Genomic DNA, 25,862 nt, shown 5'->3' with positions numbered 1-25,862 from the left:
GGACGAGCCGCGCGCGTCACAGCCTGAACACCCCGTAGCCGCGGGCGCCCTCGACGGGTGCGGTGTGGATCGCGGAGAGGCAGATGCCGAGGATCGCGCGGGTGTCGCGGGGGTCGATCACGCCGTCGTCGTAGCCCATGCCCGACGTGAAGTAGGCGAGGGACTGCTCCTCGATCTGCTGCTCGACGTAGTCCTTCACGCCCTGGAAGCCCTCGGCGTCGAACACCTGGCCCTTGGACTCGGCCGACTGGCGGGCCACGATCTCCATGACGCCGGCCAGCTGCGCCGGACCCATGACGGCCGACTTCGCACCGACCCAGCTGAACATGAACCGCGGGTCGTAGGCGCGGCCGCTCATGCCGTAGTGGCCGGCGCCGTACGAGGCACCCATGACGACCGACAGGTGCGGGACCTTGGAGTTGGAGACGGCGTTGATCATCTGCGCGCCGTGCTTGATGATGCCGCCCTGCTCGTACTCCGCGCCCACCATGTACCCGGTGGTGTTGTGCAGGAAGAGCAGCGGCGTGTCGGTCTGGTTGGCCAGCTGGATGAACTGCGCGGCCTTCTGCGCCTCGGCGCTGAAGAGCACGCCCTGGGCGTTGGCCAGGATGCCGATCGGGTAGCCGTGCAGCTGCGCGTACCCGGTGACCAGGCTCGAGCCGTACAGCGGCTTGAACTCGTCGAACTCACTTCCGTCGACGAGCCGGGCGATGACCTCGCGCGGGTCGAACGGGACCTTGAGGTCGGTCGGCACGATGCCCAGCAGCTCCTCGGCGTCGAGCACGGGCTCGGCGTAGTCGGTGCGGGGGGCGGCGCCCTTCTTGCGCCAGTTGAGCCGGCGCACGATCTGCCGACCCAGGCGGATCGCGTCGTGCTCGTCGACGGCCAGGTAGTCGGCCAGGCCCGAGGTCTTCGCGTGCATCGAGGCGCCACCGAGGGACTCGTCGTCGGACTCCTCGCCCGTGGCCATCTTCACCAGCGGCGGACCGCCGAGGAACACCTTCGCTCCACCGTCGACCATGACCACGTAGTCGCTCATCCCGGGGATGTAGGCGCCACCGGCGGTCGAGTTGCCGAACACGAGGGCCACGGTGGGCCGCCGGTCCTCGCTGGCGCGGGTGATGTTGCGGAAGCTCGCGCCGCCGGGGATGAAGATGTCCTTCTGCGTCGGCAGGTCGGCGCCGCCGGACTCGACCAGGTTGATCGTCGGGAGGCCGTTCTCCTCGGCGACCTGCGCCGCGCGGAACCCCTTCTTGACGGTGACCGGGTTCGACGAACCGCCCTTCACGGTGGGGTCGTTGGCGACGATCATGCACTCGACGCCCTCGACGACGCCGATGCCGGTGACGATCGAGCCGCCGACGGTGAAGTCGGTGCCCCAGCCGGCGAGCGCGCCCAGCTCCAGGAACGGGGTGTCGGCGTCGAGCAGCAGCTCGATCCGCTCGCGGGCGGTGAGCTTGCCACGGGTGTGGTGGCGCTCGACGTACTTCTCCCCGCCACCGGCGAGCGCCTTGGCGTGCTGCTCGCCCAGGTCGGCGACACGCTCCAGCATCTGGGCGTGGTTGTCGGCGAACGTCGCCGTCGTCGGATCGATCGTGGTCTTCACAGCACGTCCTTCGTCTCGGCCGGTCCAACGCGGTCCACTCCCCTGCGGAATCCCCCACTCACCATGGCGGGGACGCCAGGGTGAGTGAGGGAGAACCGAGGTGAGCTCGCGATTCCCATCAGGTGATGGGAATCGCTGGTCCGGGGGTCGGGGGTGGTGGTCATCAGTAGCCCAGGAGCTTCGCGGACAGGTCCTTCATGACCTCGGTGGCGCCGCCGCCGATGCCGAGGATGCGGGCGTCGCGGTAGTGGCGGTCGATCTCGGACTCGCGCATGTAGCCCATGCCGCCGAAGATCTGCACGGCCTCGTGCACCACGTGCTCGACGGCGGCCACCGAGACGTTCTTGGCGGTGACGGCGTCGAGGATGAGCGACGGGTCGGTCTTCGGCGTCTCGAGCGAGCGCTCGAGCGCCTGCCGGGTGAGGGCGCGCGCGGCGGCGGTGCGGGCGTGCATCTCGACGAGCTTGTGGCGGATCACCTGCCGGGCGATGAGCGGCTTGCCGAACGTGTCGCGCTCGCGGGCGTACGCCACGGCGAGGTCCAGCGCGCGCTGGGCGGTGCCGTACGCCTGCACCGCCAGCCCGAGCCTCTCGCCCACGAACTGCTGCATGACGAGGTAGAAGCCGCCGTTCTCCTCGCCGACCAGGTTCTCGACGGGGACGCGCACGTCCTCGAAGGCCAGCTCGGCGGTGTCGGAGCAGTGCCAGCCCATCTTCCGCAGGCTCTTGCTCACGGTGAAGCCGGGCGTGTCCTTGTCGATGACGAGCAACGAGATGCCGGCGTGCCCCTCACCACCGGTGCGGACCGCGGTGGTCACGAAGTCGGCCCGGACGCCCGACGTGATGAACGTCTTGGCGCCGTTGACGACGTAGTGGTCGCCGTCGCGCACGGCGCGGGTGCGGATGTTCGCGACGTCGGACCCGCCGCTCGGCTCGGTCACCCCGAGCGAGCCGATCTTCTCGCCGGCCAGCGTGGGCCGGACGTAGGCGTCGATCAGCGCTGGGTCACCGGCGTCGATGATGTGCGGCACCGCGATGGAGTGGGTGAACAGGCTGGCCTGCAGACCGGTCGAGCCGCCTGCGGCCAGCATGGCCTCGGTGACGACGCACGCGTCGACCGAGTCGCCGCCCGCGCCACCGACCTCCTCGGCGTAGCCGACCGCGAGGAACCCGGCCTTCGCGGTGGCGGCGTGCAGCTCGCGCGGGAGCTGCCCGTCGTCCTCCCACTGCGGCAAGTGCGGCACGATCTCGCGCTGGGTGAACTGCTCGACGGCCGTGCGCAGCGCCTGGCGCTCGGGGGTCGTCCACAGGTCCGTCATGGTCGGGCTCCTTCGAGGAGGGTCAGGGGGACGGCGGTCACGCGGGCGCGCAGCCACTCACCGAGGGCCTTCGCCTGGGGGTCGAGCCGGGTCGACGACGACACGCCCTCCCCCAGCAGCCCGTGGATCACGATGTTCACGCCGCCGAGGTTCGGCAGCGGGTGCACGTCGACGTCGAGGTCGGCGGCCTCGGGCAGCATCGCCTGGACCCAGCCGGGGTTCACGACGCCGAGCAGCCACGCCACGGCGTCGTCACGTCGGGGGTGCTCCGCCGGGACCCACAGCCCGACGTTCGCGTCGCCACCCTTGTCGCCCGAGCGTGCGTGGACGAGCTCGCCGAGCGGGACGGCGCGGGTGTCGCCGAGGTCGGGTGCCGGCGCGGGTCGGGTGGACGAGCCCTGCTCCGGATCTGCTGTGCCGGTCGGCGGGGCGATCTCCTCACGCCTTCCGTCGGGGTGCACGACCACGTGAGGCACCTCGGACTGCGGCACGTAGGCCGGGCGGTAGACGCCGAAGGGCGCGCCGCGGCCGGGCGGGGCGGTCAGGGTGAAGCCGGGGTACGACGCCAGGGCCACGTTCACGAACGCGTCGCTGAACGTGCGACCCACCGGCTCGGGCCGGGCGCTCTTGGCCACGCAGCGCAGCAACGAGGTGGCGGCGGCCTGCGTGGGCGGGTCGAAGACGTCGGTGCGGTCGAGCGTCCACACCAGCTCGTCGGGCGGGTCGGACTGCAGCGCGTCGGTGACCTGGCGGCGCACCCAGGCGGCCTTCGCCTCGATGTCGAGCCCGGTGAGCAGCAGCTCCACGCTGTTGCGGAAGCCACCGATCAGGTTGAGGCAGACCTTGGTGGTGGCCGGCGGAGGCGTGCCGCGCACGCCCGCGATGCGCACGCGGTCGGGGCCGTCCTGCGTCAGCTCCACGGTGTCGAGGTGCGCGACGACGTCGGGGTTGAGGTACGCCGGACCCTGGATCTCGTAGACCAGCTGGGCGGTGACGGTGTCGACGGTGACCGCGCCACCCACCTCCCGCCCCTCGGCCCCCCGCCCCTCGACCCCGGCGTGCTTGGTGACGACGCTGCTGCCGTCGGCGGCGACCTCCGCGATCGGGAAGCCGAGTGGCGCGGACGTGTCGAGGCTGCGGAACCCGCTGAAGTTGCCGCCCGTGGCCTGCGTGCCGCACTCGATGACGTGACCCGCCACGAGCGCGCCCGCGAGGGCGTCGAGGTCGTCGCGACCCCACCCGTGGGCGTGGATCGCCGGGCCCATCACCACCGAGGCGTCGGTGACGCGACCGGTGACCACGACGTCGGCGCCGGCCTCGAGCGCGGCGGCGATGCCGAACGCCCCGAGGTAGGCGTTGACGGTGAGCGCGTCACCGGGCAGGTCCAGCTCGGCCCCGCGGGCCTTGAGGTCGTCGCCCTCCACGTGGGCCACCCGCACCTCGAGGCCCTGGGCCGTCGCGATCTCGCGGATCCGGTCGGCGAGCCCGGCGGGGTTGAGCCCGCCGGCGTTCGTGACGACCTTGACACCCTTCTCGAGCGCGAGCGCGAGTCCGTCCTCGAGCTGGCGCACGAAGGTCTTGGCATACCCGGTGGACGGGTCCTTCATCTGGTCCTTGCCGAGGATCAGCATGGTCAGCTCGGCCAGGTAGTCGCCGGTGAGGTAGTCCAGGTCGCCTCCCTCGAGCATCTCGCGGAAGGCCGACAGCCGGTCGCCGTAGTAGCCGGAGCAGTTGCCGATCCGGGCCGGCCGGTCGAGGGTCATGCGTCCCCGCCGTCGGTGCCCCGCTCGGCCAGGGGTCGGGGGTCGTTGCCGGGCAGCCCGGCGAACGCCTGCACGATGTCGAGCCAGTGGTCGGCGTCCGCGCCCTCGGCGCGCACGTCCACGTCGTCGCGGTGCCGACGACGAGTGGCGAGCAGCGCGAAGTCCCACGCGTCGCCGGTCACCCGCTGCTCGGCGTCCTCGGGACCCCAGGTCCACGTGTCGCCGCCGGGCGCGACGAGCTCCACCCGCACGTCCGACGTCGGCAGCTCCTCGCCCCGCATCAGGTGGGCGAAGCCGCGGGTGCGCACGCCGATGTGGCACACGTGACGCACGCGGTCGGTGCGCGGGACGTCGACGCCGAGCGCCTCGGCCACGTCGTGCGCGTGGGCCCACGTCTCCATCACGCGAGCCGTGGCCATCGACGTGGGGCTCATGGGCGGGCCGAACCACGGCACCTTCTCGCCGGCGGGCACGGCGCGCAGCGCCTCGGCAAGCCGGCGCCGACCGTCGCGCCACTCGTCGATCAGCGTCGGGACGGGCTTGGCGGCCCAGCTGTTCGCGCCGTCGTCGACGAAGCCGCTGGGGTTCTCGGCCGCGGCCTTCATCCCCGCGCCGAAGGCCTCGGGGTCGGTGAGCGCCGAGAGCGACGCCTGGTCCGTCCAGGCCAGGTGTCCCACCTGGTGCGCCACCGTCCATCCCTCGGGCGTGGTGACGGCGCCCCACTCCTGGACCGGCAGGTCGGCGACCCAGCCGTCGAGCTGGTCGCTCTCGGCCGCGAGGTCGGTCAGGACGGCGGCGAGCCGGTCGTCGGGTTCGGTCGGCGGCATGTCAGCGCTCCAGTCCGGCGTCGAGGGTGACGGCCCAGGCGTCGAGCACGGCGGCTCGACGTCGGCTGTCGTCGGTGAGGGTGCCCGCGAGGCCGAGGCCGCGCAGCAGGTCGAGCGTGGCCTGGACGAGGGCCCGGTTGCTGCCGCGGTCCTCGTCGACGCCGAGCAGGTCGACGGCGTAGGCGTGGGTCTCGCGGCCGACGCGACGCTCCAACGGGCCGACGGCTCCGCGCAGCTCGGCGTCGGTGCGGGCGGCCACCCACAGCTCGAGCGCGGCGAAGAACACCGGCGACGTGAACTGCTCGGCCAGCACGTCGAGCACGGCCCGGGTGCGGCCGACGTCGGGCAGGGCACGCACCGCGTCGGCCATGGCGTGCCGGCGGCGCTCGGTGAGGTGCTCCACGGCGCCGACCACGAGTGCCTGCTTGCTCGGGAAGTGGTGCAGCTGCGCACCCCGGCTCACCCCGGCGCGCTGCGAGACGACCGTCGTCGAGGTGCCGGACCAGCCGAGCTCCACGAGCGAGTCGACCGTGGCCTCCATGAGCCGAAGCCGCATGGCAGCAGTCCGCTCGGCCTGCGGGGTGCGGGTCGTGGTCACCAGCACATCCTGCGCCGCGACACAACAAACAGTCAAGTCTGTTTGTTAGTTCTCCCGGTCTCGTCCCCCGTCCTGGGACGCACGCCCAGGAACAGGTCCAAGGGCCCAGGACCCAGGCGGTGCGCCGTCGATAGCCTTCGACGGCACACATCCCCCTGGAGGACCCCCCCCATGAGCGACGACACCCCCACCAGCCCCCAACCCACGGCGCAGCCCACACCGCCTGCGGACGGGGCCGCCGACGCCACCGTCGTGCAGCCCGCGGCGACCGGGACCGAGGGCGCGGCAGCCGGGTCCGGTGGCGCCGGCAAGAAGATCGGGTTCGGCATCGCCGGTGCCCTGGCCGTGGCCGCGATCGGTGGCGGCGCCTACGCCTTCACGCAGCTCTCCGGCGGCGGCGCCCAGCCCCACGACGTGCTGCCCGCCGACACCGTCGCCTACGTGCGGCTCGACCTCGACCCGTCCGCCAGCCAGAAGGTGGACCTCTTCCGCCTGGCCAAGCGCGTGCCGGACCTGTCGAAGGAGCTGGGCATCGAGGACGAGGACGACGACCTGCGCAAGCTGGTGCTCGAGGACGCGCTTGGCGACTGCAAGGACGTCGACTACGACCGCGACGTCGAGCCGTGGCTCGGTGAGCGCATCGGCCTCGGCATCGGCTCGAACTTCGAGGACGAGGAGGAGGTCATCCGCATCGCGGTGCAGGTCAGCGACGAGGACGCCGCGAAGAAGGGCATCGCCAAGCTCTTCGCCTGCAACGACGAGGAGTACGGCATCGGCTTCCTCGACGGCTACGCGATCGTCACGCCCTCCCAGAAGAGCGCCACCGCCGCCGTGAAGGCCGCGGAGAAGAAGCCGCTCGCCGACGTCGAGCAGTTCACCGCCGCGCAGGACGCGCTCGACGAGCAGGGCGTCATGTCCGGCTGGGTCGACGTGAAGAGTGGCGTCGAGGCCGCGAAGAAGGCCGGGATCGACGAGGAGCTCGGCGGCGACGCGGCCGAGCTCGACCAGATCACCGACGAGGTGAGCAGCGTGGCGTTCGCGCTGAGCGCGTCGTCCACCTCGCTGCACTTCGACGCCGTCGCCCGACAGGGCGACGAGCCGAGCGAGGTCCCCGAGATCCGCGGTCTGGGGGCCCTGCCCGAGGACACCGTGGTGGGTCTGACCGTCCCCGGCGGCGGCAAGGCCGTGGAGGAGAACTGGGATGAGCTGAAGAGCGGCGTGCAGGACTTGCTCGAGCTCGGCCCGGCGCTCGGCTTCGTGCCCGGCCTGTCCGGCGGCGCCGCCGCTGGTCCGGTCGGGCCGCCGGTGGAGTTCGACGCGGACGCCTACGCGGCCGACCCCGAGGGCTACCAGCAGGAGTACCTCGACCAGCTCGAGCAGCAGTCGTCCGGCGGCGGCCTCGGAAGCTCGCAGGCCCCCGACGTCGAGGACACGCTGGCCGAGATCGAGCAGACGCTCGACGTGACGCTGCCCGAGGACCTCGTGACGCTGCTCGGTGACGCGTTCACCGTGTACGTCGGCTCCGAGGGTCTGGAGACCCTCGCGAGCGCCCAGGGTCCGTCCGACCCGTCGGAGGTGAGCACCGGGCTGGTCATGGAGGGCGACGAGGCGAAGGCCTCCGACCTGGCCGGGCGCCTCGTGGCGACCGTCCAGAAGCTGGCCGGCGTCGAGATCGCCACGGCCGACGGCGACGACGCGGTCTCGCTGGCCACGTCGCCCAAGGTCGCCGAGTCGCTCGTGAAGGACGGTGGCCTCGGCGACTCCGACCGGTTCTCCTCGGTCATCGACGAGGACGCGAAGGGCGGCGGCCTGTTCGTCGACGTGAGCACCATCCTCGACACCGTCGAGAACGCCGAGCCCGACCTGGCCGAGGACGAGGTGTTCACGGGCCTGCGCAACATCGAGGCCGTCGGCATCAGCGGCACGCGCCCCGACGACGGGTACCGCGGCTTCTCGCTCGCCGTCGCGTTCACCGAGAAGAAGTAGCACCGGCACGCACGGCTGGACAGGAGACGGGGGTGCGGCGAGGCTGACGACATGACGTCGTTCGTCTCCCACACCTCCGTCGACTGCGCCGACGCCTACGCGCTGAGCGAGTTCTGGAAGCAGGTCCTCGGCTACGTCGACGTCGAGGGCGACCCCAACGAGCCCGGCCACGAGGAGTGCATGATCCTCGACCCGGAATCGGGCCACCATCTGCTGTTCATCGAGGTGCCCGAGGCCAAGGCCGTGAAGAACCGGATCCACCTCGACCTGCGACCGCGCTCGGGGACGCAGGCCGACGAGGTGAACCGGCTGGTCTCGATCGGCGCGACCCAGGTCGCCGACCTGCGGGGGAAGTACGGCCCCGGGACGGGCTGGGTGGTGCTGGCCGACCCGGAGGGCAACGAGTTCTGCATCCTGCGCTCCGAGGCGGAGAACGCGGCGCGCGACGTCGACTGAGCTCCGTCGACGTGTGCCCTAGGCGCCCGGTCGGTCCCGCAGCACCGTCACGCGGTGCAGGAGCGGGGTCCAGCGCGGTCGGTCCACCGTGGTGAGGGCAAGACCCGCGCACACCACCACCGTCGCGGCCCACGCGCCGGTCAACGTCACCGTGACGGCCTCGTGCAGGTCGCGCGGCAGCACGTTGATCGTCAGGACGACCAGCGCCACCACCACCAGACCCGCGAGGGAGAGGTCGATCGCACGACCCACCGCGTCGGTCCACGACGCCTGCCGGCGGCTCCCGAGCCAGGCCGCGATGGCCAGCAGCACCACGAGGCTCACCAGGTCGATGCCGCGCGCCAGCGACACGAGCGGCAGCAGCATGATCGCCGCTTGGAGCCAGCGTGGACGTCGGATCACCAGGGCATCTTCCCAGGCGCGGAGATGACCTTGGTCCATCATCTCGATGAAAAAACCTGAACATGCCTCCAAGCACGGGCCACAGGTGGTCAGATGAGCATCGACATCCCTCACGAGCGAAAGAGCCGACCGTGCGCCGACTCCTCCTGTCCCTCCTCGCCCTTCCGCTGCTGCTGGTCGGGCTCGCCGCCCCCGCGAGCGCCGCGGCCGCGATCACGACCTTCACCGTCAACGGCTCCACGGGCTCGGTCGACGTCGAGCCCGACGACGACCTCACCATCGCCTGGGCGGCGACGGGCGACGAAGCGCTGACCGTCACGGCCTCCGGCGACTGGGACGGTGAGCTCGACCCCTCCGGAACGACGGCCTTCCCCGGCCCCGCGGCCGGCCAGACCTTCACCTTCACCCTGACGGCGAACGACGGTGACGACGTCCCGGCCACGCAGACCATCACCGTCACGGCCGAGGACGACGAGCCCGAGGGATCGACGCCCCCGCCGGTCGTCGTCGCGAGCTGCCTCGTGACCGTCCCGGAGTCCGACGACTTCACCTACGAGCTGGTCTACGACGGCGACCCCGACGACACCGAGGAGATCGAGTCCGGGACGTACACCGTCTCGGAGCTGACGGCCGACGGCCTGTTCGAGATCGAGATCGTCGCGGTCCCCGGCGACGGCGTCGTCGTGGCCCCGGGTGCGCCCACCTCGTTCGAGGTCCCCTTCTCCGAGGAGTGCCTCCGCCCGGCTCTGCTCGAGGCGACCGGCGGTCAGTGCAGCTTCGAGGTCGAGAACGTCTCCGACGCCACCGTCACGGTCCTGTACGGCGACCCCCGGGCCGAGGACGCCGACGACGTGTTCACGCTCGCAGCCGGCCAGTCTCGCACGGTGCGCACGCAGCGGGAGTCCCTCATCGTCGTCGGGGTCGAGGACGTGGAGGACGACGACACCGGCTTCCAGATCATCCCGCTCGAGGTCTCCCAGGACGGTTGCGGCGGCGAGGCGGCTGCGGGTGACAGCGACGGATCCGGACCGCGTTGGCCGGTCCCGGTCAACGCGCCCGCCGCCGGCGTGAGCGCCGCCGGCGTCACGACGGGTTCGGGCGGCGCGCCCTGGCTCCTCGCCGGACTGGTCATCGCCGGCGGTCTGGCCGCAGGAGCCGTGCGCAGGCGTGCCGCGTCCTGATCGTCGCCTGGTCGTCGCCGCCGTCGCGCTCGCCCTGAGTGCGGCGGCGGTCGTCGGCTGGGTCGTCCTGCGCGACGGCAGCACCGACCCCGGGCCACGTCCGGCGGCGTCGGCCACCGCCACGGCCTCGGCGAGTCCCCGCTCCCTCGACGACTCCTCCACCGGGTTCGTCCCCGACCGGATCGAGATCGACGCGATCGACGTCGCGGCGTCCGTCGTCGACCTCGGCCGCTCCGCGGACGGGTCGCAGGAGGTGCCCGAGGCCCTCGACGTCACGGGCTGGTGGCGCGACGGCAGCCGGGTCGGTGGTCCGGGCAGTGCCGCGATCGTCGGGCACACCTCGTCGTCCGGTGGCGCGGTCTTCGACCGGCTCGGTGAGCTGGAGCCGGGCGACCGCGTGGGTGTGGACGGAGCGGACGGCGAGCGGGCCGACTTCGTGGTTCGGCGGGTGGAGACCGTTCCGGTCGAGGACTTCGCGCGCGTGGCGTCGAGGGTCTACGCCCGCAGCGGACCCCGACTGCTGGCGATCATGACGTGCGGCGACTTCGACGGCAGCGCGTTCACGACCACCGTCATCGCCTGGGCGACCCCCGACCGCTCCTGACGAACCGGCGGCGTCAGCCGGGCTGGAAGAACCAGCGCCGCCGACCTCCGCCGACCAGCTCGCCGTCGAGGACGTCGTCGTCCTGCGGTGCGGACCGCTCGTCGACGACCTCGCCGGAGATCGTCTCCTCGTGCTGCGGGTCGTCGTGCTGGGTCGGATCGGCCTCGTGCTCGGTGGTCGAGGCCTCCCCGACCGCGCGCCGGGCGAAGTCGGCGGCGAGCCGCAGGGCCTGCCGGCTCTCGGGCAGGGTGTCGGCCAGGACCGGGAACGCGTGCACCTGACCACGCCACAGGTGCGTCTCGACCTCGACGCCGCGCTCGGAGAGCATCAGCGCCATGGCCTCCACCTCGGGCCGCAGCATCTCGTCCTCGACCGCCACGAAGAAGGCGGGCGAGCTGATGTGGTCGACGGCGTCGAGCGGCGACACCTCGCCCTCGATGACCGCGCCTTCGGGGACCCACCGCTTGCGGATGAGCGCCACGCGACCGATCGGCAGGTAGGCGTCGCGCACGCGGGAGACCCGGGCGACGCCCTCCTTGTCGATGCGGTCGGGGTCGAGGCTCAGCAGCGGCGAGAAGGTGAGCAGCGCCGCGGGAGCCGGCAGACCACGGCGGTGGGCCAGCTCGGCGATCTTCATGGTCAGGTAGCCACCGGCGGAGTCGCCCGCGACGACGATCTTGTCGGGGCGGTCGCTCATCTCGACGAGCGCCTCGTAGGCGGTGATGGCGTCGTTCACCGAGTCGGCCACCGACCCCTCGGGCAGCTGCACGTACTCGACGGAGATCACGGTGGCACCGGTGTAGAGCGCGAGCCGCTCGCAGATCCGCCGGTGGGTCTCGATGCCGCACGAGAAGAACCCGCCGCCGTGCAGGTAGAGCACGGTCATCTCGCTCTCCGGCCCGTAGCGGTGCGTCATGGACTCCACGTGCACGCCACCCAGCTCGAACGAGACGGGCTCCACGTAGCGCGAGCGCGGGCCGCGGGCCGACAACCGGTCGAGGGAGCGCAGGGTGGTGAGGGTGCGGTCGTTGAGGGGTGCCAGCCGCAGGAGCGGCTTGAAGACGAGCCGTGCGGTGCGGCCCAGGAACCGGCTCTTGAGGCTGACCGACTCGTGCACCACGGCCTCGTCGTAGACCACGCGCATGGGACGGGAGCCGAGCGGAAGCACGTTCCTCGCTCGTTCGGCGACCGCCACGACCGGCGGCAGCGGACGGGTCCGGGTGGTCTCGTCAGCGGTCGGCGACGAGCCGCCGGGCAGGAGCAGGTCGCGCAGGCGACGTGCCAACGAACGCAGGGACATGCCTCCACCGTACTCCCGGTATGGGTTCGCGGCCAGGAGCCCCGTCACACCCGGACGGGATGTTTGCGCAGGTCAGCGCACGTGCACGCCGAGCCGGGCGAGGAGATCACTCCGCCTGGAAGCGGGCGTCGACCTCCACACGGATCACGATGTCGGCCGGCACGAGGTCGAGTGCGGCACCGCCTGCGTCGGCCGAGGCCAGGGCGAAGGCACGGGGCTCGCCGTGCCCGGGATCGCCGGGCCGGTCGAGCATGCCGGGGTCGGCCAGCTCGAGCGCGGTCACCCGGCCCCGTCGCACCGCGTCGGCGTAGGACTGGGCCTTCGTGACGGCGTCGTCGACCGCCGCCTTGCGCACCTCGGCCTCGTGGACCCGTCGACTCTTGACCCCGAGGTCCCACTCGAGGCCCTGGACCTCGACCCCGGCCTGGCCCGACCAGTGGTCGACGAAGCCGCTGAGCCGCTCGAAGTCGACGAACTCGGCGAGCACCTGCACCTGGGCGCTGTGCACCAGGTCGTCGGAGCGACGGTCGTCGACCCACGGGTGCCGGCTGAACACCCGCACCTGGTCGCTCGACCACGTCCGCACGGCACCGAGGCTCACGAGCTCGCCGAGCTGCGAGCGCAGCGGCTCCTGCAGCGCCACGGCGCGGTCGCGCACGTCCTGGCGGTCGGCACCCTCGACCACGACCTCGAGCCGCACGAGGGCGCGCTCGGCCGGGAATCGCCCCTCGGCGGAGCCTCGGACCGTGATCTGCACACCCATTCCCCCATCGTGCCGTTCTGGTGGTGCCTGCGCGTCCTTTCGCCGAGACCGGACGGCGGCCTTCTCCTTCGGAAGAGGCACGACCGCCCGAACTCTGACGCGTGCCGCGTCGCGCAGGCCGATCGGCCCGTCCTCACGGGGGCCGCGCTGGCGAACCCGAGGGTTCCCTCACCCTAGGATGGAGCCATGGTGACCCTCGCCGAGCTGCAGGTCCGAACCCTCGGCCCGACCACCGTTCCTTCGCCCCTCGCCCAGTACGTGGGTGGGCGCGCGACCAACGAGTACTACGTGGGCGAGGACGACCGGATCCTCTTCGACGACACCATCTCGTTGATCCAGCAACGCGGCCTCCCGCTCGAGGAGCTGCCCTCCTTCGAGACCGGTGGCCCCCGGGACAAGCTCTTCTTCGACCCCGCCACCGTGCGGGTCGGCATCGTCACCTGCGGTGGCCTGTGCCCAGGGCTCAACGACGTGATCCGGGCCCTCGTCATGGAGCTGCACGAGCACTACGGCGTCAACGACGTGATCGGCTTCCGCAACGGCTACGCCGGCCTCGTGCCCGAGAACCTGCTCGAGCCGGTGCAGCTCACCCCCGGGTTCGTCGCCAACATCCACGAGCGTGGTGGCACGGTGCTCGGCTCGTCGCGCGGTGCACAGGACGTGAAGACCGTCGTCGACACGCTCCAGCTGCGCGACATCGACATCCTGTTCGTCATCGGGGGCGACGGCTCGATGCGCGGCGCCCACCGCATCGCCGAGGAGGCCCTCGCGCGCGGCGCGCAGATCGCGGTCGTCGGCGTGCCCAAGACGATCGACAACGACATCCCGCACATCGGCCAGAGCTTCGGCTTCCAGACCGCCTACTCGCGGGCCGCGCAGTCGATCAAGGCCGCCAAGATCGAGGCCGAGGCCTCGCTCAACGGCGTCGGCCTGGTGAAGGTGATGGGCCGCCACGCCGGCTTCATCGCGTGCTACTCGGCGCTCGCCGGTCACGACGCCGACTTCGTCCTCATCCCCGAGGTGCCGTTCGAGCTCGAGGGTGACAACGGGCTGCTCGAGCACGTGCGGCGCAAGGTGCAGGCCCAGGGTCACGCCGTGCTGGTGGTGGCCGAGGGTGCCGGCCAGGAACACCTGCCCAGCCACGACGAGACCGACGCCTCGGGCAACGCCCGCCTGGCCGACATCGGTCGTCTGCTGCGCGAGCGGATCACCGACGACTTCTCGTCGCGGGGCGCCGAGGTGCTGTTCCGCTACTTCGACCCCGGCTACTTCATCCGCTCGGTCCCGGCCGAGCCGGCTGACTCCGTGTACTGCTCCCGCCTGGCGCAGACCGCCGTGCACGCGGCGATGGCCGGTCGCACCGACATGGTCGTCGGGCGACGTCGGCACCGTTTCGTGCACGTGCCCATCCCCTACGTGACGCACCGGCCCCACCACGTCTCGCCCGACGGCGATCTCTGGCTGAGCGTGCTCGAGTCCACCGCGCAGCCGTTCGACATGCGCTGAGTCGACGACTCAGCACGAGGCGCGGGTGTAGCCGATCTCCGTGGGGAACGGCTCGAACTCGCAGGGCTGCGATCGGCCGTCGGGGCGCCAGCCGTGCCGCTCGTAGAAGCGGCGGGCTCGGGTGTTGGCCTCCAGGACCCAGAGCCGGTCCACCGACTCCGGCACCGACGCGAGCACCTCGGCGGCCAGGCCGGTGCCGCGGTGGCGGGCCACGACGCCGATGTGGCGCAGCGTGGTCGTGTCGTGCGCCAGGTAGCCCACCGCCACCTGGTCGACCACCACGAGCCATGCGCGGACGGCAGTGTCGGCGAGCACCTCGACCCAGCGGTCGCGCACTTCGGTCCACGGGTACGGGCCGTCGAACACGTGGGCCAGGGCGTCGGTGTTCGCCGCCTGCTCGACCGAGGCCAGCAGACCCTCGTCGCCGGGGACGGCGGGGCGCAGCTCCATGCCCCGATCGTCGCACGGTCCGGATGGTGAGACCTCTTCTCATCCCTTGGAGGACCTGTCACCGTGGAGGTCCATCGACACCCCGCGCCCCACCTCAGGAGATCCCATGAGCGATCAGTGGTCGTTCGAGACCAAGCAGATCCACGCAGGCCAGACGCCCGACCCCACCACCGGTGCGCGGGCCCTGCCGATCTACCAGACGACGTCGTACCAGTTCCGTGACACCCAGCACGCCGCCGACCTGTTCGCGCTGGCCGAGCCGGGCAACATCTACACGCGCATCATGAACCCCACCCAGGGCGTCGTCGAGGAGCGTCTCGCGGCCCTGGAGGGCGGCGTCGGAGCCCTTCTGTTCGCGTCGGGCCAGGCCGCCACCACCGGCGCCCTCACCAACGTGGCCGAGGCCGGTGACCACATCGTGGCCTCCGCCAGCCTCTACGGCGGAACCGACTCGCTGCTGCGCCACACCTTCCCGAAGCTCGGCATCCAGGTGACCTTCGTCGAGGACAACAACGACCCCGCCGCCTGGCGGGCCGCCGCGCAGGAGAACACCAAGGCGTTCTTCGGCGAGACCATCGGCAACCCGAAGGGCGACATCCTCGACCTCGAGGCGATCAGCGCGGTCGCCAAGGAGGTCGGCGTCCCGTTCATCGTCGACAACACCGTGGCCACGCCGTTCCTGCTCAACCCGCTCAAGCACGGTGTCGACACGGTCGTGCACTCGGCCACCAAGTACATCGGCGGCCACGGCACCACGATCGCCGGCGTCGTCATCGACGGCGGCACGTTCGACTACGCCGCCCACGGCGACAAGTTCCCCGGCTTCACGACCGCCGATCCCAGCTACCACGGTCTCGTGTTCGCCGAGGCCCTCGGCCCGGCGGCCTACATCGCCAAGCTGCGCGTGCAGTACCTGCGCAACGTCGGCGCTGCCCTCTCGCCGTTCAACGCCTTCCTCATCGCCCAGGGCCTCGAGACCCTGAGCCTGCGGATGGAGCGCCACATCGAGAACACCCGCAAGGTCGCCGAGTGGCTGACCGCCCGCGAGGACGTCTCGAAGGTCACCTGGGCCTCGCTCGACGGCAACCCCTACAAGGAGCTGGCCGACAAGTACACGCCCCGAGGCTCCGGTGCGGTGCTGACGTTCGAGCTGCCGGGCGGCGTGGACGCCGGGCGCCGGTTCATCGACTCGCTCGAGCTGTTCAGCCACGTGGCGAACATCGGTGACGTCCGCTCGCTCGCCATCCACCCGGCCAGCACCACGCACTCGCAGGGCACCCCGGAGGAGCACGCCGCCACCGGCGTCACCCCGGGCCTGGTGCGTCTGGCCGTCGGCATCGAGGGGATCGACGACATCCTCGCCGACCTCGAGGCGGGACTGCGCGCGGCCAAGTGACCTCACCTCACCTGACCGACCAGGATCTCCCTTCCGTCACCGGCGCGTGGCGTGAGGGAGATCCTGTCGGTTCCCGACAGTTCGTCGACGTCGGCGACCTGACGCTCGAGTCCGGCGCCGTGCTGCCCGACGTCCGGCTCGCGTACGAGTCGTGGGGCACGTTCACGGGCGACAACGCCGTGCTGGTGCTGCACGCCCTGACCGGCGACAGCCACGTGGTCGGTCCCGTCGGCGACGGGCACGCGAGCCCGGGCTGGTGGGACACGCTCGTGGGCCCTGGCCGCCCGATCGACACCGACCGCTACTACGTGGTGGCGGCGAACATCCTCGGCGGCTGCCAAGGGTCGTCGGGCCCGTCCTCGGCGGCACCCGCCGACGGCGAGCCCTGGGGCGGCAGCTTCCCCGACCTCACCGTCCGCGACCAGGTGGCGGCCGAGGTCGCGTTCGCCGACCGGCTCGGGATCGACCGCTGGTACGCGGTCATCGGTGGCTCCGCCGGTGGCATGCGAGCCCTGGAGTGGGCCGTCACGCATCCGCAGCGCGTGGAGCGGCTGTTCCTGCTGGCGACGTCGGCGCAGGCGTCGGCGGAGCAGATCGCCCTGTCGTCGACGCAGCAGGCGGCCATCACCGCCGACGCGCACTTCCACGACGGCGACTACTACGGCGCTCCCCTGGGTCCGACCGCCGGCCTCGACGTGGCCCGCCGCATCGCGCACGTCGCCTACCGCAGCGAGGCCGAGCTGCAGGAGCGGTTCGGACGGACGGTCCAGGACGACGGCCGGTTCGCCGTCGCGTCGTACCTGGAGCACCACGGCGTCAAGCTCGTCCGGCGCTTCGACGCCAACTCCTACCTGGTGCTCACCCGCGCGATGGACAGCCACGACGTCGGCCGTGACCGTGGCGGGGTGGCGGCCGCCCTGGCGCGCATCACCGCCCGCACCGTGGTGGCCGGGATCGACACCGACCGGCTGTACCCGATCCATCAGCAGCAGGAGCTGGCCGACCTGATCCCCGGTGCCGACGGACTCGACGTCGTCACGTCGCTGCACGGACACGACGGCTTCCTGGTGGAGTTCGACCAGGTCGGCGCCCTCGCCGCAGCCCTCCTCGCCCGGTGACTAGAGGCCGACGGTCTCGGCCAGCGCCGCCACGTGGACGTCGAGGAAGGCGGCGGTGTCGGTCAGGGTGTCGGGTCCGTACTGGCCGAAGACGTCGAACGCCACGGCTCCGACGACGGCTGACCACAGGCCCATCCCCCGCGCCAGGTTGGTCGCGGGCAGCGTCAGCCCGTACTCGGCCCTGATCGACTCCAGGTCGGTGCGGACCGATCGCGGCAACGGTCCCGGAACCTCACGAAGCCGTCCGGCGAGGTGCGCCCGCTCGAGGACGCCCGCCAGGGCGACCACCACGCGGGTGCCCGGCTCGTTCGTCACGGTCGCCGGGGCCGCGTAGCCGGGGACCGGCGTGCCGTAGAGCAGCGCGAAGCGGGAGGGCTCACGCCGACCCCAGGTGCGCATGGCCTGGGCCGCTGCCTGCAGCTGACCGGTCCCGGTGCGGCGCGCGGCCGCCGAGACCGCGTCCTCCACCTCGGACCCGAGCTCGTCGTAGGCGTCGACGATGAGCAACGTGAGCAGCGCGTCGCGGTCCTTCACGTAGCGGTAGACCGCCGACGACACCATGCCGAGCTCGCGGGCGACGGCCCGCAGCGAGAGCTCGGCCGGGGTGACGTGCGAGAGCTGCTCGCGGCCGATCCGGACGATGTCGCGCAGGGTCTGCTCGCGGGCGAGCTCGCGGGGAGTGGGCACCCGTCCACCCTATGTCGTGGATAGCACAATGTCGACAACGCGAGCAGTGCTCTTGACATCCCGCGGCGCGGGGCGCACTGTGAACACAACAGAGAGCACTGCTCTCGTTTTGGACAAACAGGAGACATCATGTGCACCCTCGTCATCGGAGCCGGCCAGGTCGGCCCCCACGTCGCTCTTCAGCTCGCCCGTCGCGGCGAGTCCGTCCGCGTCGGCACCCGTTCCGGGTCCGGCCCCGAGCACCCGCTCGTCGAACGCGTCCGGCTCGACGCCACCGATCCCGCCGACCTCGACCGCGCGTTCGCCGACGTCGACGTCGTGCACCTGTGCCTGCACGCCTCGGCGTACCGGCCCGACGTGTGGGAGCGCGAGCTGTACCCCTTGGAGGCCGGCGTCCTTGCCGCAGCGGCGCGGCACGGCGTGCACGTCGTGTACGTCGTGTACCCGGAGAGCGTGTACGCCTTCGACACGTCGGGCGTCCTCGGCGACGATCTCCGCATCGCGCCCCGATCCGCGATGGGACGCATCCGCGCCGAGCTGCTCGCGCGTCGCGCAGCGTCACCGGCTCGGACCACGAGCGTGGTGGCATCGGACTTCTACGGTCCGGGGGCGTCCATGGCGCACGGCGGCGACCGCATGAGGGAGCCGGCGGCGGAAGGACGCACGGTCCGCCCGCTCGGTCGCGTCGACCTCCCCCACGCGTGGACCTACCTGCCCGACCTGGCGTCGGCGATGATCGCCGCCACCGAGCTGCCGGCCGCGCCCGACCGGGTCGTCCTCGCCCCCGTCGTCCACGCCACCCAGCGTGAGCTGGCCACGGCGTACGCCGTCGCGGCTGGGCACACGTCGGCCCGCGTGCGGCCCGTCCCCGCCTGGGTGCTGAAGGCCCTGGCCCCGGTCAGCGCGGACATGCGGGCCATGGCCGCGATGTCCTACCTCTTCACCGAGCCGCTGCTCGTCGACGAGCAGACGAGCGTCGAGCGGCTCGGCATCGCCGCGACTCCCCTCGAGGCCGCCGTCGGCGCGTCCGTCGCTGTGCCGTGACCCCGTGTCGGAAGGACGTCAGTCGTCCTTCGGCGGACGGCCGGGACGGCGCGGGGCCGCGGCACCCTTCGGCATCCGCCCGGCGTCCTTCAGCGCCCCGCGCAGCAGGTACTCGATCTGCGCGTTCGTGCTCCGCAGGTCGTCCGACGCCCAGCGGGCGAGGGCGTCGTGGACCTGCGGGTCCAGCCGCAGCAGCAGCTTCTTGCGCTCGGTACTCACGAGGTGGGGCTCACGGGGTCGGGCTCACGGGATCGCGGACATGGTCGAGGTCACCCTCTCAGGAGTACAGCGAACCGGTGTTGACCACGGGCTGGGCGTCGCGGTCGCCGCACAGCACGACGAGCAGGTTGCTCACCATGGCGGCCTTGCGCTCCTCGTCGAGCTGCACGAAGTCCTTGGACTCGAGCCGCTCCAGCGCGGACTCGACCATGCCCACGGCACCCTCGACGATCTCCTGTCGCGCGGCCACGATGGCGCCGGCCTGCTGACGACGCAGCATCGCCTGGGCGATCTCGGGGGCGTAGGACAGACGGTTGATCCGCGACTCCACGATCCGGACGCCGGCGGACCGGACCCGCTCGTCGACCTCCTCGGACAGCCGGCCGGTGATCTCGTCGGCGTTCTCGCGCAGCGACAGTCGACCGGCGGCGTCGTAGGGATAGCTGCCGGCGATGTGGCGCACGGCCGCCTCGGTCTGGATGGCCACGAACTCCACGAAGTCGTCGACCTCGAAGCTGGCGCGCGCGGTGTCCTCGACCCGCCACACGACGATCGCCGAGATCTCGATCGGGTTGCCGTCGGCGTCGTTCACCTTGGCCGTGCCCGTCTCGTGGTTGCGGATGCGGGTGGAGATCTTGGTGCGGCCGGTCAGCGGGTTCACCCAGCGCAGGCCCTCCGTGCGGACGGTGCCGGTGTAGGAGCCGCCCAGGATCTGCAGCACGCGCGCCTCGTTGGGCGCCACGAGCGTGAGCCCGCAGGACGCCGCGAACGCGACGAGGGCGATCAGCACGCCGACGACGATCAGCGGGATGGACTCCTGCACCGCTGCGAGCACCACCAGGCCGACGCCGGCGAGGAACCCGACGATCGACGCGATGGCGATCGTGGCTCCCCCGGTGCTCCAGGCCTCGCGCTCGGCGATGGTCGGCTTCTCGTCGGCCAGCGGCGTCTCGACGGCCGAGGCGGGCTCGGGGACGACGGGTGCGCTCATGATGCTCTCCTCCCAGCTCCCCGGGTCGTCCGGAGTGCTATGAAAGTGATATCACATTATCGGCCGTGGCCCCAACCCCGTCAGACCAGCTTGCGCACGATCCCGCGCGGAGCGTGCTTCATGACCTGGCCGACCGCCGCCCAGGGCCAGCCCGGCGTGGCCGCGGTGTCGACCTCCTTCTGGATGGCCTTGACCATCGAGCGCACACCCGTCTCGGTGTCGACCATGAGCCTCTGCTCCTGCTCGACCTGCTCGTTCATCTCCGAGGCGATGTAGCCGGGGAACAGCGTGGTCACGGCGATGTCGACACCCTTGCGCCCCACGAGGTCCATGCGGATCCCCTCGGCGAGGTGCGCGATGCCGGCCTTCGTGGCGGCGTAGGAGGTCATCGACGACGGCATGCCGCGCATGGCCGACATCGACGAGATGACCACCAGGTGGCCGGCCTTGCGCTCGTAGAAGTGCTCCATCGCGGCCTCGCACTGGGCCATCGCGGCGATGAAGTTCGTCTCGGCGGTCTCCTTGTTGGCCGCGAACATCCCGGTGCCGATGCGGCCGCCCTTGCCGAGGCCCGCGTTGACGATCACCCGATCGAGCCCGCCCAGGTCGCCGATGGCGGCCTTGAAGACGGCGAAGACCTGGTCGTGGTCGTTCACGTCGAGCGCGTGCACGACCACCTGCACCTCCGGGTGCGCCGCAGTGATCTCGGCGGCGAGGGCCTCGAGGCGGTCCACGCGCCGCGCGGTCAGGGCGAGGTTGTGGCCCTGGGCGGCAAGCTGGCGGGCCATCTCGGCGCCGAGGCCCGAGCTGGCCCCGGTGATGAGGACGTTGGTGCGCACGTCAGTCCTTCCGAGCCATGCGGGTGGCCGCCTTGGCCATCTCGCGGTAGTACAGCGGACGCAGGAAGCGCTTCGCGGTGTACGCGATCCTGCCCTCCCGGTCGGTCAGCACGATGTGGCGACCCTTCTCCACGTCGGCCAGCACGACCGTGGCGATGTCGGCCGCGGTGCGCTTCGAGCCGTCGATCAGCTTGGCCGCAGAGGCCTGCGCCGACTCGTCCTTGCCGCGCATGGAGGCGGTCAGGTTGGTCTTGAAGAAGGTCGGGCAGACCACGCTCACGGCGATCCCGTACGGCTTGAGCTCGTGGAACAGCGTCTCGCTGAGGGCCACGACCCCCGCCTTGACCGCGTTGTACTCGCTCATGCGCGGCGGGTGGATCAGTCCGGCGGCCGAGGCGGTGTTGACGATGGTCGCGGGTCCACCCTGCTGCTTGAAGACCGGCACGAAGGTGCGGCAGCCCCGCACGACGCCGAGCAGGTTGATGTCGACGATCCACTGCCACTGGTCCATCTCGGACAGCTCGATGCGGCCACCTGCGGCGACGCCGGCGTTGTTGAACAGCACGTCGAGGCCGTCCCAGGTCTCGACGACGTGGTCGCGGACCGTCTGCCAGTCGACGTCGGAGGTGACGTCGAGCCGGCGGTACTCCACCGTGCCGGGCCCGGCCTCGGCGAGGGCCTGCACGGGAGCCGGGACGTCGGCGTGCACGTCGGTCGCGAGCACCCGGCAGCCACGTTCGGCCAGCTGGGTCACGAGGGCGAGGCCGAGACCGGAGGCGGCACCGGTGACGAGCACACGAGTGCCCGGAGCGAAGTTCGTCATGGTCAGATACTAACGGTATCCGAAATCGAGGGACAGCCCCGCGGGTCGCCCTCGACCGGCTCGACGACCATCCGGCCACGGACGTGCCGCGGCTTCGTGCACAGGTGTGGACGGCCCTGTGCACGAATCACACCCATGTTGTTCACAGGTGTGGGCAAACCTGGGGAGAACTACACGCGTGTCATTCGTGCCGCAGCGTTCCGGATGACGTGACGCAGGTCTCGTCGGGGGCGCAACCTAGCGGTTCGACGACGCGCCCACCAGAGCCGTCGGAGCCCCCCGGAAATGGCCCGTGACCCCCAGTCCTTGCCGACGTTGGAGGAATCTGACAGTCCTCTCACGTCCCGCACAGGAGCCGTCCGATGCCCCATCGCCCCTCCCCCCGCCACCGCGACCCGCTTCGAGGCGCGCGTCGGCGGCGCCTCGGTGTCCTCGGCGCGAGTGCCGTCGTGCTGGCCGGAGTCCTCCCGACGCTGGGTGCACAGGCTGCCGTCTCCGGCCTGACCGCGGGTCAGGAGATCTCCGGGATCGTCGCGGTGAACGAGGCGCGGGGCGGCGACAACAACTGCATCGCCCAGGACCGCAGCTCCTCCCGCCTGAGCGTCACGCGGGTGGCCGACGGCCAGGTGGTGCACACGGCGTCGCGCAACGGGTCCGGGGCGCTCAGCAGCACCTGGGACACGCTCGGCCAGCCGCTCGGCAGCTACCGGGTGCAGTCGTGGACACGCGACTCGCGACGTTCCGGCTTCGCGAACCTGGGCTGCACGGCCCAGAGCGAGGTGCAGGCCTCCAACCTCGTGGTCACCCTGCGCAACCGCGCCGCGGTGCGGGTGAGCACCCCCGCCTCCGTGGTGAGCGGCGAGGACCTCGCCGTCTCGGTGACGACGTCGGTGCAGGCGAACGGCGTGACCGACCGTGCGCTGGGTGGTCGCAGCGTGACGGTGACCGTCGGCGACGACGAGCGGACCGTGACGACCGACGCCCAGGGCCGCGGCAGCGTGGTCGTGGACCTGCCCGACCTCCCGCGCGGCACCCTCGAGGTCTCCGCCTCGGTGGCCGACGACGCCTCCTACCTCGGCCTCGACGGCTCCACCAGCACGACCGTCGCACGTCGCAGCACCGCGCTCCGCTACGACGGCACCACCCGCGTGCAGCCCGGCAGGAAGGCGACGCTCGCCGCGGTCCTGACCGACGTCACCCCTGGAAGCGCCCGTGCCGGCGAGCCTGTGACCGACCTCCCCGTCGCTCTGTCGATCGGGGACGACACCAGCGACGCCACCACCGACGCCGAGGGCGTGGCCCAGCGCACCGTCACCGTCGAGGGACAGAGCCGGGTCGAGCCCGTCGCCGCCGTCTTCGCGGGAACCGAGATCTGGGGCCCGTCCCGCGACGACGTGAAGCTCTACGTCGGCGATGCGGCCGCGGAGCCCGCCGCCGAGGAGCACGGCCTGATCGGCGGTCTGACCCGACTGCTCGGCGGAATCGTCGCCGACCTCGGAACCGCGGTGGGTGGACTGACCGGCAGCCTGCCGAACTCCGGGGCAGCCGTCGACCCGCTGCTCGAGCAGCTCGCGGCGCAGCTGGGCGACCTCGGGGACGAGGTCGGGCGGATCGGTGACCCGCTCGACGACACGGTCGACGCCGTGATCGACGGCGTCACCGCCGGCAGCCCGCTGGCCGACCTCGCCGACGCGGCGCGCTTCCGCTGGCGGGCCGTGCTCGCCCAGCCCGACGGCACCCAGCGGGCCCGCGAGTTCGCCGCCGTCATCGGCGTCCCGCAGTACCTCGACGTCACCGGCGACGGCAAGCCCGACGTGCTCGCCCGCGTGACGCTCGAGGGCACCACGCCGGTCATCACGACGCTGCGTGCCGACACAGAGGGCACGCCGTTGCCCCTGAGCCTGCAGGCCGTCGTCGGACTGCCCGGCGACGCCACCCGCTACCGGTTCGGCTTCGACGCCCGCACCAGCGACGCCCCGCGCGAGTTCCGTGCCGCGGTCGTCCTGGCCCCGGGCGGCGCCGCGCTCGAGGTCGCCTCGAGCGGCACCGCTCCCCTGGCCGTCACCGGTGCGATCGTGCCCGAGCAGGCGGAGCCGTCGGACGAGACGCCCGTGGCCTCCGGTGACGACGTCGAGCTCGACGACGCCCCGCTCGAGGCGCCGCAGGACCTCGCACCCCGGGAGCAGCGCTTCGGCATCAGCTTCGACCACGCGCCCGAGGCGGCGCGCCTGGCACTGTCGCTCGGCGGCACCCAGCAGGTGGCCGGCACGTTCACGACGCAGCGGCCCACGGAGATCGGGATCCAGTTCACCGAGGACGGCGGCAGTGACGAGGTCATGGTCGTCGACGGGACCTTCCGCTCGGTCGACGGCGAGGTCGGTGTCGGTCTCACCGGCACCGAGGAGACGGGGCTGAAGGCCTCCGTCACCAGCGACGTCGAGCTCGAGGACGTCACGCTGCGGGCGCAGACCCTGGCGAAGGGCCGCACGGCCCAGGACGTCCGCCTCAGCCTGCAGGAGGTGCCGACGTCGATCGACTTCACCCTCGGTGCCGACGGCGCCGGCGGTCTCGAGGCGAGCGGCCCGATCGGGACGTTCGCGGCGGGCTACAGCCGCGGCGGCGAGATCGTCACGCTCGACGACCCCAGCTACCTGCGCCTCGTGGACGAGGGCGGTCACGACTCCGTCGCGGTCCGCCTGCCGGGGTTCGAGGGGATGACGATCGACCTGCAGGAGACGATCTCCCTCGGCCTGACCATCGCGCCGACACCGCTGCGGGCCCTGGTGACGCAGGAGACGCTGACGCTCGACGCCCGGATCGAGGACGCCCCACGCACGTTGACGCTCGGGCTCTCCGACGACGGCGGCGTCTCGGTCCGAGGTTCGGACCCCATCGAGTCGGTGACCGTGGATGCCACCGACCAGAGCGGTCGACTCCTGGGCGCCGACCAGCTGGACCTGCGCCTGACGGACGTGCCCGAGCTGCTCGCGGTCGAGGTCGGTGACGACGGCGTCAGCTTCGACACCGGCGGCAAGGCGGTGGGCCTCGTCGAGGTCGACGCGCACTCCGGCACGCCGCTGGAGCTGCCGGCCGACAAGGACGGCCTGGCGCTGCGCCAGCGTGAGGACGACACCCGGCTCGCTGCCCGGGTGAGCGGGCTGCGGGCGATCAGGGCCTCGCTCGGCGACCAGCCGGACGTCCTGCTCGACACCGTCGCCGGGAGGGTCTTCGAGATCTCGCTCGACGACGGGGGCGACCCGGTCACGGCGACGATCGACCACCTCCAGCCGAACATGACGCTGCGCCTGGTGGAGGCCGAGGGGGCGACCCGCCTCGAGTACGCGGCCGACGCCAGCACGAACCGTCTGTCCTTCGACCTCGGCGGGCTCTCCGGCTCCATCGCCGGACCCCTGCCCGCGAGGCTGCGGGTGTGCATGGCCGAGGACGAGGCCTGCCTGCCCGGCGCCGGGATCGACGACCCGGGCATCGGGTCGGTGCAGTTCGACGCGAGCGAGTACACGACGCTCGACCTCGTCGACTCCGCCGGTGGGCTGTCGGCCAACGGCCTGCGGCTGCAGCGGCTCGACCTGACCGGTGACCTCGACGCCGACGACGGAGGACCGGTCTACCTGAACACGACGTCGTTCGGCGGCGAGTGCGGGACCGCAGGGTGCGAGCACCCGATCCGCGGCGGGAACGTCGTGGCCGAGCTCGGCTCGGCACGGCTGACCTTCACCCCGGGCAACGGGTTCTCGGCCGTCGACGCCAGGACCGACCTGGAGACGACGAAGCTCTTCGGCCAGACGACGGGTGTCCGAGCGACGGGCGGCACCGGCATCGTCCGGTGCGTGTCGGCCACCGCGCTGCAGGTCCGGGTCGAGGTGATCGGCATCCCGATCACGCTCAACCTGCGTGACGCGATCTGCAACGTGAACCGCACGCCGCGCTGACCGACCACCACGCCGACCACGCCCCCTCGCCCCCA

The 25,862-nt window shown here is 71.9% G+C and carries 23 protein-coding genes; 9 read left to right on the top strand and 14 right to left on the bottom strand.

Features of this window, described 5'->3' with window-relative positions; all coding sequences use genetic code 11:
* Positions 1-16: 16 nt before the first annotated feature.
* From RQG84_RS04930 to RQG84_RS04910, 5 genes are all read right to left on the bottom strand, one after another.
* On the bottom strand, positions 17-1,606 hold the full coding sequence (locus RQG84_RS04930; protein WP_396135231.1) for an acyl-CoA carboxylase subunit beta: 1,590 nt from the start codon (positions 1,604-1,606) through the stop codon (positions 17-19).
* A gap of 163 nt (positions 1,607-1,769) precedes the next feature.
* Positions 1,770-2,924 (bottom strand): acyl-CoA dehydrogenase family protein, encoded by a 1,155-nt coding sequence (locus RQG84_RS04925; RefSeq protein WP_311209110.1) that lies wholly within the window; start codon positions 2,922-2,924, stop codon positions 1,770-1,772.
* Positions 2,921-4,687 (bottom strand): acyclic terpene utilization AtuA family protein, encoded by a 1,767-nt coding sequence (locus RQG84_RS04920; RefSeq protein WP_311209109.1) that lies wholly within the window; start codon positions 4,685-4,687, stop codon positions 2,921-2,923. The genes RQG84_RS04925 and RQG84_RS04920 overlap by 4 nt, the downstream gene beginning before the upstream one ends.
* The gene (locus RQG84_RS04915; protein WP_311209108.1) at positions 4,684-5,514 is read right to left on the bottom strand and encodes a TIGR03084 family metal-binding protein; all 831 of its coding nucleotides are present in this window, start codon (positions 5,512-5,514) and stop codon (positions 4,684-4,686) included. Before RQG84_RS04915 ends, RQG84_RS04920 begins: the two co-directional genes overlap by 4 nt.
* Before the next feature lies 1 nt (position 5,515).
* A complete protein-coding gene (locus RQG84_RS04910) occupies positions 5,516-6,112 on the bottom strand; it encodes a TetR family transcriptional regulator (protein WP_311209107.1) in 597 nt (198 codons plus the stop codon).
* 171 nt (positions 6,113-6,283) lie between these two features.
* Here RQG84_RS04910 and RQG84_RS04905 point away from each other — a divergent pair, with 171 nt between their 5' ends.
* Positions 6,284-8,098 (top strand): DUF3352 domain-containing protein, encoded by a 1,815-nt coding sequence (locus RQG84_RS04905; RefSeq protein WP_311209106.1) that lies wholly within the window; start codon positions 6,284-6,286, stop codon positions 8,096-8,098.
* 51 nt (positions 8,099-8,149) lie between these two features.
* Entirely contained in the window at positions 8,150-8,554 is a 405-nt protein-coding gene (locus tag RQG84_RS04900; protein WP_311209105.1) for a VOC family protein, read from the top strand.
* A gap of 18 nt (positions 8,555-8,572) precedes the next feature.
* Here the strand turns inward: RQG84_RS04900 and RQG84_RS04895 are convergent, their stop codons facing one another.
* On the bottom strand, positions 8,573-8,956 hold the full coding sequence (locus tag RQG84_RS04895; RefSeq protein WP_311209104.1) for a hypothetical protein: 384 nt from the start codon (positions 8,954-8,956) through the stop codon (positions 8,573-8,575).
* Between the two features lie 131 nt (positions 8,957-9,087).
* Here RQG84_RS04895 and RQG84_RS04890 point away from each other — a divergent pair, with 131 nt between their 5' ends.
* A complete protein-coding gene (locus RQG84_RS04890) occupies positions 9,088-10,137 on the top strand; it encodes a hypothetical protein (protein WP_311209103.1) in 1,050 nt (349 codons plus the stop codon).
* Positions 10,124-10,741, top strand: coding sequence for a class F sortase (locus tag RQG84_RS04885; protein WP_311209102.1), 618 nt, complete (start codon positions 10,124-10,126; stop codon positions 10,739-10,741). The genes RQG84_RS04890 and RQG84_RS04885 overlap by 14 nt, the downstream gene beginning before the upstream one ends.
* A gap of 13 nt (positions 10,742-10,754) precedes the next feature.
* Here the strand turns inward: RQG84_RS04885 and RQG84_RS04880 are convergent, their stop codons facing one another.
* Both RQG84_RS04880 and RQG84_RS04875 read right to left on the bottom strand, forming a co-directional pair.
* Complete coding sequence (locus tag RQG84_RS04880; protein WP_311209101.1) at positions 10,755-12,041, bottom strand: alpha/beta hydrolase; 1,287 nt, start codon at positions 12,039-12,041, stop codon at positions 10,755-10,757.
* Between the two features lie 106 nt (positions 12,042-12,147).
* Entirely contained in the window at positions 12,148-12,804 is a 657-nt protein-coding gene (locus tag RQG84_RS04875; protein ID WP_311209100.1) for an SIMPL domain-containing protein, read from the bottom strand.
* Between the two features lie 186 nt (positions 12,805-12,990).
* On the opposite strand from RQG84_RS04875, the gene RQG84_RS04870 reads away from it, so the two are divergent.
* The gene (locus RQG84_RS04870; protein WP_056574022.1) at positions 12,991-14,310 is read left to right on the top strand and encodes an ATP-dependent 6-phosphofructokinase; all 1,320 of its coding nucleotides are present in this window, start codon (positions 12,991-12,993) and stop codon (positions 14,308-14,310) included.
* A 9-nt stretch (positions 14,311-14,319) separates the two neighbouring features.
* Here RQG84_RS04870 and RQG84_RS04865 read toward each other — a convergent pair whose 3' ends face one another.
* Positions 14,320-14,760 carry a GNAT family N-acetyltransferase gene (locus RQG84_RS04865; RefSeq protein WP_311209099.1) on the bottom strand — a complete coding sequence of 147 codons (441 nt, stop codon included), beginning with the start codon at positions 14,758-14,760 and terminating at the stop codon, positions 14,320-14,322.
* A 106-nt stretch (positions 14,761-14,866) separates the two neighbouring features.
* Between RQG84_RS04865 and RQG84_RS04860 the strand changes: the two genes are divergently transcribed.
* Both RQG84_RS04860 and RQG84_RS04855 read left to right on the top strand, forming a co-directional pair.
* The gene (locus RQG84_RS04860) at positions 14,867-16,156 is read left to right on the top strand and encodes a bifunctional o-acetylhomoserine/o-acetylserine sulfhydrylase (RefSeq protein ID WP_257728539.1); all 1,290 of its coding nucleotides are present in this window, start codon (positions 14,867-14,869) and stop codon (positions 16,154-16,156) included.
* Positions 16,153-17,274, top strand: coding sequence for a homoserine O-acetyltransferase (locus RQG84_RS04855; RefSeq protein ID WP_311209098.1), 1,122 nt, complete (start codon positions 16,153-16,155; stop codon positions 17,272-17,274). The genes RQG84_RS04860 and RQG84_RS04855 overlap by 4 nt, the downstream gene beginning before the upstream one ends.
* Here RQG84_RS04855 and RQG84_RS04850 read toward each other — a convergent pair whose 3' ends face one another.
* Positions 17,275-17,961: a TetR/AcrR family transcriptional regulator gene (locus RQG84_RS04850; RefSeq protein ID WP_311209097.1), complete on the bottom strand. Its 687-nt coding sequence runs from the start codon at positions 17,959-17,961 to the stop codon at positions 17,275-17,277. It lies immediately after the preceding gene.
* A gap of 129 nt (positions 17,962-18,090) precedes the next feature.
* On the opposite strand from RQG84_RS04850, the gene RQG84_RS04845 reads away from it, so the two are divergent.
* A complete protein-coding gene (locus RQG84_RS04845; RefSeq protein WP_311209096.1) occupies positions 18,091-19,005 on the top strand; it encodes an NAD-dependent epimerase/dehydratase family protein in 915 nt (304 codons plus the stop codon).
* An 18-nt stretch (positions 19,006-19,023) separates the two neighbouring features.
* Here the strand turns inward: RQG84_RS04845 and RQG84_RS04840 are convergent, their stop codons facing one another.
* The 4 genes from RQG84_RS04840 to RQG84_RS04825 all read right to left on the bottom strand — a co-directional run bounded on the left by RQG84_RS04840 (position 19,024) and on the right by RQG84_RS04825 (position 21,877).
* Complete coding sequence (locus tag RQG84_RS04840) at positions 19,024-19,224, bottom strand: hypothetical protein (protein ID WP_055962552.1); 201 nt, start codon at positions 19,222-19,224, stop codon at positions 19,024-19,026.
* A gap of 58 nt (positions 19,225-19,282) precedes the next feature.
* Positions 19,283-20,215: an SPFH domain-containing protein gene (locus RQG84_RS04835; RefSeq protein ID WP_311209095.1), complete on the bottom strand. Its 933-nt coding sequence runs from the start codon at positions 20,213-20,215 to the stop codon at positions 19,283-19,285.
* An 80-nt stretch (positions 20,216-20,295) separates the two neighbouring features.
* A complete protein-coding gene (locus tag RQG84_RS04830; protein WP_311209094.1) occupies positions 20,296-21,054 on the bottom strand; it encodes an SDR family oxidoreductase in 759 nt (252 codons plus the stop codon).
* A gap of 1 nt (position 21,055) precedes the next feature.
* Positions 21,056-21,877 carry an SDR family NAD(P)-dependent oxidoreductase gene (locus tag RQG84_RS04825; RefSeq protein ID WP_311209093.1) on the bottom strand — a complete coding sequence of 274 codons (822 nt, stop codon included), beginning with the start codon at positions 21,875-21,877 and terminating at the stop codon, positions 21,056-21,058.
* A 362-nt stretch (positions 21,878-22,239) separates the two neighbouring features.
* On the opposite strand from RQG84_RS04825, the gene RQG84_RS04820 reads away from it, so the two are divergent.
* Entirely contained in the window at positions 22,240-25,827 is a 3,588-nt protein-coding gene (locus RQG84_RS04820; protein WP_311209092.1) for a hypothetical protein, read from the top strand.
* The last annotated feature ends 35 nt before the right edge of the window (positions 25,828-25,862 follow it).

It is taken from the genome of Aeromicrobium sp. WCS2018Hpa-31, from assembly GCF_031843905.1.
Lineage (GTDB): Bacteria > Actinomycetota > Actinomycetes > Propionibacteriales > Nocardioidaceae > Aeromicrobium.
The sequence above is the reverse complement of the archived record's forward strand: the minus strand, read 5'-3'. Positions and strand labels throughout refer to the sequence as shown.